Genomic DNA, 8,479 nt, shown 5'->3' on the forward strand with positions numbered 1-8,479 from the left:
AATCTAAAATCTAAAATCTAAAATCTAAAATTCCGATGACACCTTAATTTGTTAAAGTCGAATGTTAAGCTTGCCTGGTTCGACTTTAACACCGTCCATAAAGCTAAGCTTCTAAGCCCCATCTAAAATCTAAAGTCTAAAATCTAAAATTGATATGGTTCACCAACCCCCATCGGGTGCAAGAGATTTATTGCCCCTTGACGTTGCTCAAAAAATTTCGATCGAACGGCGCTTACAGCAGGTTTTTCACCGCTGGGGCTATCACCGGATTATTACCTCTACTCTAGAAAGGCTGGAGACATTGATGGCTGGGGGCGCGATCGACCGATCGACCTTAATTCAACTGCAAGACGCCGAGGATGGAGAACTTGGTTTGCGGCCGGAATTGACAGCATCCATCGCCCGCGCGGCTGCAATGCGGATGGCCGGGACTCGCTGGCAGCCTCAGCGCCTCTACTACAACGCTAACGTGTTCCGCAAAGGCCCAGATACTGGCTCAGGCGGGCAACAGGAGTTCTATCAAGCTGGGGTAGAACTCCTCGGCGCGGGGGGGGCGGTTGCGGATGCGGAAGTGCTGCTGCTGCTGTCTGAGTGCTTGCAGAGCTTGGAAATTGATGACTGGCATTTGGTTTTGGGAGAAGCGGGCTTGACTGCGACATTGCTGGAACCGTTTCCGCCAAACGTGCGCCAGAAAGTTCGGGGGGCGATCGCCAATCTCGATCGAATTGCCTTGGAAACTTTGCCGCTGTCAACGGAATTGCGAGAAAGAGCTCTGCTGTTATTTGACTTGCGCGGCCGCCCAGAAGAGGTGTTGCCAATTGTTGCTAAGCTGGATTTAGATTTGCCCCAGCAAGCCGCGTTAAATAATCTCAAATCGGCGATCGAATTGCTGCACCAATGTCAATCAAAAATTCCCAATCTCAAATCCCACATTCACCTCGATTTGAGTTTAATTCAAACATTTGACTACTACACTGGAATTGTGTTTGAAGTTGTCAGCAGCAGCAAGACAGGACAGCGAGTTTTAGGACAAGGGGGACGCTACGACCAACTGTTGGGACTGTTCGATCCCCAAGGGCAAAATTCCCCCGGCATCGGGTTTTGTCTGAATATTGAAGATTTGCACCAAGTTTTGCTGACAGAGGGGCAATTGCCCACCCAGACGCCCGCTAGCGACTGGTTGGTTGTGCCTCTAACTCCTGAAGCTGGGGCGGCGGCCTTTGCTTACGCTCGCAAACTCCGAGACTCTAGTCACCTAGTTCGGGTGGAAATAGATTTGGAGAGTCGGGAGACAGAGGAGGCGGCGCGGGAATTCGCGCGCGATCGACGAATTGCTCAAATTGCTTGGGTAAATGCCGAAGGATTGCCAACAATTGAAACGGTAAATTAGGCTAATTGGTAATTGGTAATTGGTTAAAAATCACCTGATATGATATTATGTATCCTGCTGATTGAGATCAGGTTTTGCCAATTACTAATTGCTAATCCCCTATCTAACTAAAATCTTTTGAGAGAACACTATGGCACACACTATTGTTACGAATATTTGCGAGGGAATTGCTGATTGTGTCGGCGCTTGTCCGGTTGCTTGCATTCACCCCGGCCCTGGCAAAAATGTCAAGGGTACTGATTGGTTTTGGATTGATTTTGATACCTGTATTGACTGCGGTATTTGTTTGCAGGTGTGTCCTGTCGAAGGTGCGATCGTTCCAGATGAGCGGCCCGAGTTGCAGCAAACTCCGACTTGATTGCATTAATTAACTTCATCCGTAAGGTGCGCTGCGGCTCACCCTACATTTTTTTTTGAACCACAGAGGGCGCAGAGGACACAGAGAAGAAGAGTGAGAAAGAACTGAAAAATCTAACGTTTAGATATCTAAGTGAGGTAATTAATTATGTTACTTTTGTGAGTTCTTTCTTTTCCCTTCTCTTCTCTTCCTTCGTGTCCTTCGCGTCTTCGCGGTTCGTTTAAAAAAAAGCCCGATCGCACTTTACAATAAAATCCCATGCAGCCGATCGCACTTTCCGACTCTCATATTTTATCCATGCGTACCCACGCCGAAAGCGCTTATCCTGAAGAATGCTGCGGTTTGTTGCTCGGTCGAGTTACTGGCGATGTTAAAACTTTAGTGGAAGTTTGGCCGACTGACAATGCTTGGAGTGCGGAAGCTGAGGAGAATTGGCCTGAAGAAAAGGGATTGACAGAAAGACGCAGATATGCTATTAAGCCCGAAGATATGTTGCGGGCGATGAAACACGGGCGCGATCGCAGTCTGGATATTATCGGTATATATCATTCTCACACGGATTGTCCCGCAGTGCCCTCAGAGTGCGATCGGGCATTGGCGTGGGCGGAATACTCTTATATCATTGTGTCCGTCCGACAAGGCTGTTGGGAAGACCTCCGCAGTTGGAGTCTTGACGGAGAGGGGAACTTTCAAGCAGAGGAAATTCTCGCACAGGAACCGACTGAGATTAAGAAATAATTAGTAAAAATAACAAACAGGTAAAAATGCGAAAGATTCAGATAGGATGTAATTCAAAATCTGCGCTACACACAATATCATGCTAAATCCTAATCTGGAGGAGATCCAGCTCAACAAACAAGAATACGAACGCTACTCTCGCCACCTGATCCTGCCAGAAGTTGGATTGGAAGGGCAGAAGCGTCTCAAAGCTGCCAGCGTGCTCTGCATCGGTACGGGAGGCCTCGGTTCGCCACTGCTGCTGTATTTAGCAGCCGCCGGTGTTGGCCGCATTGGGATTGTAGACTTTGATGTTGTAGACCATTCTAATTTGCAGCGGCAAGTAATTCACGGCACTTCTTGGGTTGGGAAACCGAAGATTGAGTCGGCTAAAAATCGGATTTTAGAAATTAATCCTTTTTGTCAAGTTGATTTGTACGAGACTCGCGTTAGTTCCGAAAATGCGATCGACATTGCCACTCCTTACGATATCATTATTGACGGCACGGACAATTTCCCGACTCGCTATTTGATGAACGACGTTTGCGTGCTTTTAAACAAGCCCAACGTCTACGGTTCCATCTTCCGATTTGAAGGGCAAGCAACAGTTTTCAACTACGAAGGCGGCCCGAATTATCGCGATTTGTACCCGGAACCCCCGCCTCCTGGGATGGTTCCTTCTTGTGCCGAAGGCGGTGTTTTAGGCGTTTTGTGCGGAGTTGTCGGGTCTATCCAAGCAACGGAAGCTATCAAGATTATCTTGGGTCAAGGCACTACTTTGAGCGGCCGACTGTTGCTTTACAATGCCTTAGATATGACGTTCCGCCAATTGAAACTGCGGCCTAATCCAGTGCGCCCGGTAATTGAAAAGTTAATTGATTACGAACAATTCTGCGGCATTCCTCAAGCTAAAGCGCAGGAAGCAAGTCAGCAAACGCAAATTCCTGAGATGACTGTGACGGAACTTAAGGAGTTAATCGACAGCGGTGCCAAGGATTTTGTATTGTTGGATGTTCGCAATCCCAATGAGTATCAAATTTGTCAAATTCCTGGGTCGGTTTTGGTTCCTTTGCCGGATATCGAACACGGCCAAGGTGTTGAGAAAGTTAAGGAATTGTTGAACGGGCATCGCTTGATTGCACACTGCAAAATGGGCGGGCGTTCTGCGAAGGCTTTGGGCATTTTGAAGGAAGCGGGAATTGAGGGGATTAATGTTAAGGGCGGGATTACTGCTTGGAGTCAAGAAGTAGACCCGTCTGTACCTCAATATTAAGGCTAATCTTTTTCTGGGGCGGGCGATTTGCCCGCCCGGAACGGGGATTATGAGGGCGGCAACTGTTTATTTCTATTTAGTAGATTCTTGAACTTACCTAGTAGATTTTTGGAATTGGCCAGTAACAAAACCCCACCCCAAACCACAACCCCGGCACCGATACTAATCAACAATACTAATGCAAAAGAATTAATTCCCACCTTCAGGAAAGGCAAAGGCAAAGCAACCATTTGATTCGGCGGGTCTTGTTTAATTAAATAAGGAGCACTTCCAGCCACCACCCCGGCTACTCCCAAACCAAAGCCGACAGCTTGAATCGTGACCTCTAGTTTGGCATCCCGATAAGCTTCTTCGATCGCCACAATAGCTCTAATTGCCTCGGTTGCTTGGTCTAGCAAGCCGGAACCGTGTTTGAAATAGCCTAAATCTGCTTGAATCTGCCTTTGAAACTGCGGGCAAGTTTCTTTGCTGAATGTTTCGAGGAAACTTAAATTGGCATCACTATCATTGTACTTTTTAGCTGCTTTGATGTCAAGACTTATTTGATTTAATTTATCCTGGTAATTTTGGGCGTTAATTGCGATCGTATTTTGGCGAAACTCCAAATCAATCAGCATTCGGGCATACTTCACAGCCCGAGGCGGCATCTCAATCATCTGAGTTTCCAGATATTTTAATTCTTCCTCCTTTAAACCCGCCCCTTTCGATTGCCTCTGCTGAGCTTGATCTCGCTGCAAATACTTAAAAGTCTTGTCAATATCGAGTTCAATTTGTTTGTATTCCTCGCGAGTCACGGCGTAAAGCTTGCGGCTGTCGTGATAAGCGCGAAGAATCTTATTTCGGTACAGAAACAAATCCATAAAATCACTGTACCGCCTCTCATCCCAGATTTCATCAGTTGCGGGGCTGTTGAAAAACCAGATAATAATGTGACAGTAACTATCGGGGTGACTCGGATTGCCGTACTCCAAAATCGGACTGCCGAATAACTCGCCTTGACGGTAAAAATCCGGCTGATTTTGACCAGAAATCAACTTTTCCAGACACTGTTTGCCTAAAGCTTGGAGAAACTGCGAATCCGCCCGCGCTGCCTGATTTTGTTCGACACTCAGCCAAGCTGTAAGCAGCAGAGTTTGCCCGAAATAACTCTGCACGAAATCCGGCAGCAAGCAGTTATCGGGATTAAATTCCTTGAAGATGCTAACATCGACAGCAGGTGTTTTAATGCTGTTAAGTTTTTCAGGAACAAAAATTTTTAAACCCAAAGCGTAGCTGTCATCAATCCGCAGCGGTTGGGCGAAACCTTTGAGATTAATTTGTTGGTTTTCGTGGGAAATATTCTTATCAAAGGGGAGAGAATTGCGGTTGCCAACAACTTGTTTATCAATCAGGTTGACTCGCCATCCGGCAGGTTCGTCTTTTTTGGATAAATAGCTGCCGTTGAAGGCCTTACCGACTGCTAATTTAGTTTGCAAAATCTCATCGCACTTCTGCCACAAACGGGCGAATTCCACAGGGGAACTAGACTCTGATTCTAGGGCGTTGCAGAGGTGAAAGGCAAATAAATAAACGTTGGGGGCATAGATTTTGCTAGTTGGAGTCATTGCTGGTATCTGATTGATTACTTGCTGCGCTTTGTTGAAGTTTTTTGTAGCTATCTTCAATGCTGGTACGCAGAGTTTGAGTGATATTGGTTAGCGGCGGTGTTGTACTTGGGGTGGGTTCGCCCGCATCCTCGAAATCTTTTCGCAGACAATCTCTTAATTGTTCTCCTAAGTCGCGCTCTATACACCAATTTTTGATAGCTTCAGCAATTGAAGATTCATTATCTGCTAAGTTTGCTATTTCGTCCTCTAAGTTGGGTAAATCTCGCCATGCTTCCGGCAAGAAAATGCTCGGTTCTTCCTTCAGCCAGTAGAGAAAGGTAGCGATATGTTTGTGAATTTTCACTGTAAAATCCTCCGTTAATAAAATGTGATTTACTTGGACGGGCATTGTCAGCTAGTGGTGTCAATTAACACGCTCTTTCCCGAAGTCCGGCAGGGAATGAATTCCCTGCCTCAAAGCGAAAGTCCTCTGAAGAGGACTAATACCAAATCTAGCTTAAGTGCCCCATTTATCTCGCTTGTCTGCGGAGGCAGACTTAGTTTAACAATTAGCGGTTGCAACCGCCGAATCATAAAGGAGGCGAATAACTCGAATTGAGTATAACTCTTCAGTCCTCTTCAGAGGACTTTCGCTATTAGCCAGGGAATTCATTCCCTGGCGGCCTTTCGGTTTAACCTAAAACCATTATAATACCCACATGAGCTAATATCCAGTAGCACAGAAGGCTGCCCAATACTTAGGATGAACAAAAGGCTGCTTAGCTTTGGGTATAAAGCTTAACCAATCTTTCACACTTTCGCTCGATTTTTCATCTAAATTTAACAATTCTACCCAAACTCGAAAATCCTCCATACTCACCCCGCGCATCCAGTTTTGCGCCGCATTCAAAGCGAGGGCTACTGAATCTGCCTCCGGCAATTCCTGATAAAATTTAATCATCAAAATTGCCGTGGCAAAATCATCGACAGCCCACAGACTGCTGACAACATTCATGCTACCCGCATACAAGAAACCGCTGGGTAAACCAATGTATTCATCCGTCATTGCGGTTGAGGTGGTTAACCCGGTTTCGCAGGCGGAAAGTGTGACGAGACTGCACTGCGGTAACTGCAAATCGGCAAAGATTTCTCGCAGGGTGAGGCATTTTTCTGGGATGGCTTTTCTGCCGCTGCGTAGGGTGACATAGCGCTGTTTTCCAGCGGGCTGATTTGACTCTGGGGGCGGGGGTGAGGTTTGCGGTTCCAGGGAATCGGCTAAGACTAGGGATGACAGCAGCGGAGAGTCAAAGTTGAATACGCCGTGACAGGAAAAGTGCAGGTAGTTGGCGTTTGAGAGGTTTTCTCGGTTTTCGTTGAGGGCGGTTTTTGTGGCTTGTTTTTTGAGTAAAATTTGATGCGGATTGAATCGGGTTTTGATGGTTTCTACTTCCATGTCGGCGTTGAATAAGTCTTCGGTGGGATTCTGGAGGGCGAATAGTTGTTGCTGATTTGGTGGGGGGGAGTTTCTGGTGGTGATGCGATTTTTTACGAGTTCCAGCAGTTGCAAGCTGGGGGCGTATTTCACGCCTGCGGGGAAGCAGTCTAACAGGTACCTCGTAGGGGCGGTGCCCCCGTGCCCGCCCTCTGAGGTGAATTGTAGGGCGTGGAGGGGGAATAGGTGCAGGTAGCGGTGGGGTACTAGAATTAGTTGTTTGCAGTTGGGGGGGATGTGGGCGATTATCTCGTTTAGTCGCAGGATTTCTGAGAGTTTTTGGAGTTTTTGGGATAGGGTGTTTTGCCAGGTTTTGTTGGTGTTTTTGTTGCGGTATTGGTCGAGATAGTTGTTTTTCCAGGTTTCTAATTCGGCTATTTCGGTTGTGGTATATGTGACTGGTTTTATGCTGTCGCGGGTGATGATGAAGGCGACACCACCCGTAGGGGCGGTGCCCCCGTGCCCGCCCTCTAGGGAGTTAGAATTGCCGATGTACCATTCTATGATTGCTGTTTCGGTGTCTAAGGTTTGTTGGAATTTGGTGATGTCGATGGGCTCGACTTTTTGAGTTAGAGTGAATTCTGGTTCTCGCTGTTTTATTTGTTCCAGCAGTTGTGTTAGTTGCTGTGATGTTGTTTCTAATTTGGCTTTTTGTTGTTGGAAAGATTCGGGGCTGAGGCTGCGGGTTTGGGTTGTGCGTTGTGAGGGAGAGTCTTCGGGAACCCCCCCCGGCCCCCCCTTGGTAAGGGGGGGAGAAAGAGGGGGAGGAGATGGGGTTTCTGTTTCTAGGAGTTGTTGGGAGGCGGCGATTTGGCGACGGAGGTTTTGGAGTTGCTGTTTCTCGGTGTCGGTGGCTGTTTTGGGGTAGATTTCGCTGTTGGTGAAGAGTTCGACTAGGTAGCGGGATTTGCTGCGTTCGATTGTTTGCAGGGCTTTGTCATATTGTTGGTGATTGATGCAGGATTGCATCATGTTTTCGTAGATGTTGAGATTTTCTTCGATGATTTCTCGTTTGCGACTTTGGGATGTTATCCACTCGCGGCTTTGTTCGACTGCTTCGATGGCTTTTTCGTAGCCGAATATGGCTGTTTCCCACAAACTTTCTGCAAATCCTAAATCGCCTAGACTTCCGCCTGTGTTCAGACATTGGATCGGCAAAGCTGTGGGAGTACGAACTTGTAAAGCTGCTTCAAAAAGTTTGATCGCCCTTTCGATATTCTCGGCTTTGTCTTCTCTGATTCTGTCACTGTAAGCAATTGCTAAATTATTTTGAGTCATCGCCCATTGTTGGGGAAAATCGGCGCGGGTGTAAACTTCTAATGCCAAATCATAACAGGCGATCGCCTTTTCGATATTCTCGGCTTTGTCTTCCCTGATTCTGTTTCTGTAAGCAATTGCTAAATTATTTTGAGTCTGTGCCCAATCTTGGGGAAAATCGGCGCGGGTACGAACTTCTAATGCCAAATCATAACAGGCGATCGCCTTTTCGAGATTCTCGGCTTTGTCTTCCCTGATTCTGTCTTTGTAAGCAATTGCTAAATTATTTTGAGTCATCGCCCATTGTTGGGGAAAAGCGGCGCTGGTGTAAACTTCTAATGCCAATTCATAACAGGCGATCGCCTTTTCGAGATTCTCGGCTTTGTCTTCCCTGATTCTGTCACTG

The 8,479-nt window shown here is 46.9% G+C and carries 7 protein-coding genes; 4 read left to right on the forward strand and 3 right to left on the reverse strand.

What is annotated here, in order from left to right; all coding sequences use genetic code 11:
* The first annotated feature begins 154 nt into the window (after nt 1-154).
* The 4 genes from QUB51_RS01350 to moeB all read left to right on the forward strand — a co-directional run bounded on the left by QUB51_RS01350 (nt 155) and on the right by moeB (nt 3,738).
* A complete protein-coding gene (locus QUB51_RS01350; RefSeq protein ID WP_333054338.1) occupies nt 155-1,390 on the forward strand; it encodes an ATP phosphoribosyltransferase regulatory subunit in 1,236 nt (411 codons plus the stop codon).
* A gap of 130 nt (nt 1,391-1,520) precedes the next feature.
* Nucleotides 1,521-1,748, forward strand: a complete 228-nt coding sequence (locus tag QUB51_RS01355; protein ID WP_333054336.1) for a ferredoxin family protein — start codon at nt 1,521-1,523, stop codon at nt 1,746-1,748.
* Between the two features lie 258 nt (nt 1,749-2,006).
* A complete protein-coding gene (locus tag QUB51_RS01360; protein WP_333054334.1) occupies nt 2,007-2,486 on the forward strand; it encodes a M67 family metallopeptidase in 480 nt (159 codons plus the stop codon).
* Between the two features lie 79 nt (nt 2,487-2,565).
* On the forward strand, nt 2,566-3,738 hold the full coding sequence (gene moeB, locus QUB51_RS01365; protein ID WP_333259525.1) for a molybdopterin-synthase adenylyltransferase MoeB: 1,173 nt from the start codon (nt 2,566-2,568) through the stop codon (nt 3,736-3,738).
* A 47-nt stretch (nt 3,739-3,785) separates the two neighbouring features.
* On the opposite strand, the gene QUB51_RS01370 is transcribed toward moeB, so the two are convergent.
* From QUB51_RS01370 to QUB51_RS01380, 3 genes are all read right to left on the reverse strand, one after another.
* Complete coding sequence (locus QUB51_RS01370) at nt 3,786-5,342, reverse strand: hypothetical protein (protein WP_333259524.1); 1,557 nt, start codon at nt 5,340-5,342, stop codon at nt 3,786-3,788.
* Nucleotides 5,329-5,688 (reverse strand): hypothetical protein, encoded by a 360-nt coding sequence (locus tag QUB51_RS01375; protein WP_333259521.1) that lies wholly within the window; start codon nt 5,686-5,688, stop codon nt 5,329-5,331. Before QUB51_RS01375 ends, QUB51_RS01370 begins: the two co-directional genes overlap by 14 nt.
* 360 nt (nt 5,689-6,048) lie before the next feature.
* Nucleotides 6,049-8,479, reverse strand: a 2,431-nt coding sequence (locus QUB51_RS01380) for a CHAT domain-containing protein (RefSeq protein WP_333259519.1), incomplete at its 5' end; no start/stop codon positions are given.

Origin of the sequence: Microcoleus sp. AT8-A3, assembly GCF_036705675.1 — a bacterium.
Taxonomy (GTDB): Bacteria; Cyanobacteriota; Cyanobacteriia; order Cyanobacteriales; family Microcoleaceae; genus Microcoleus.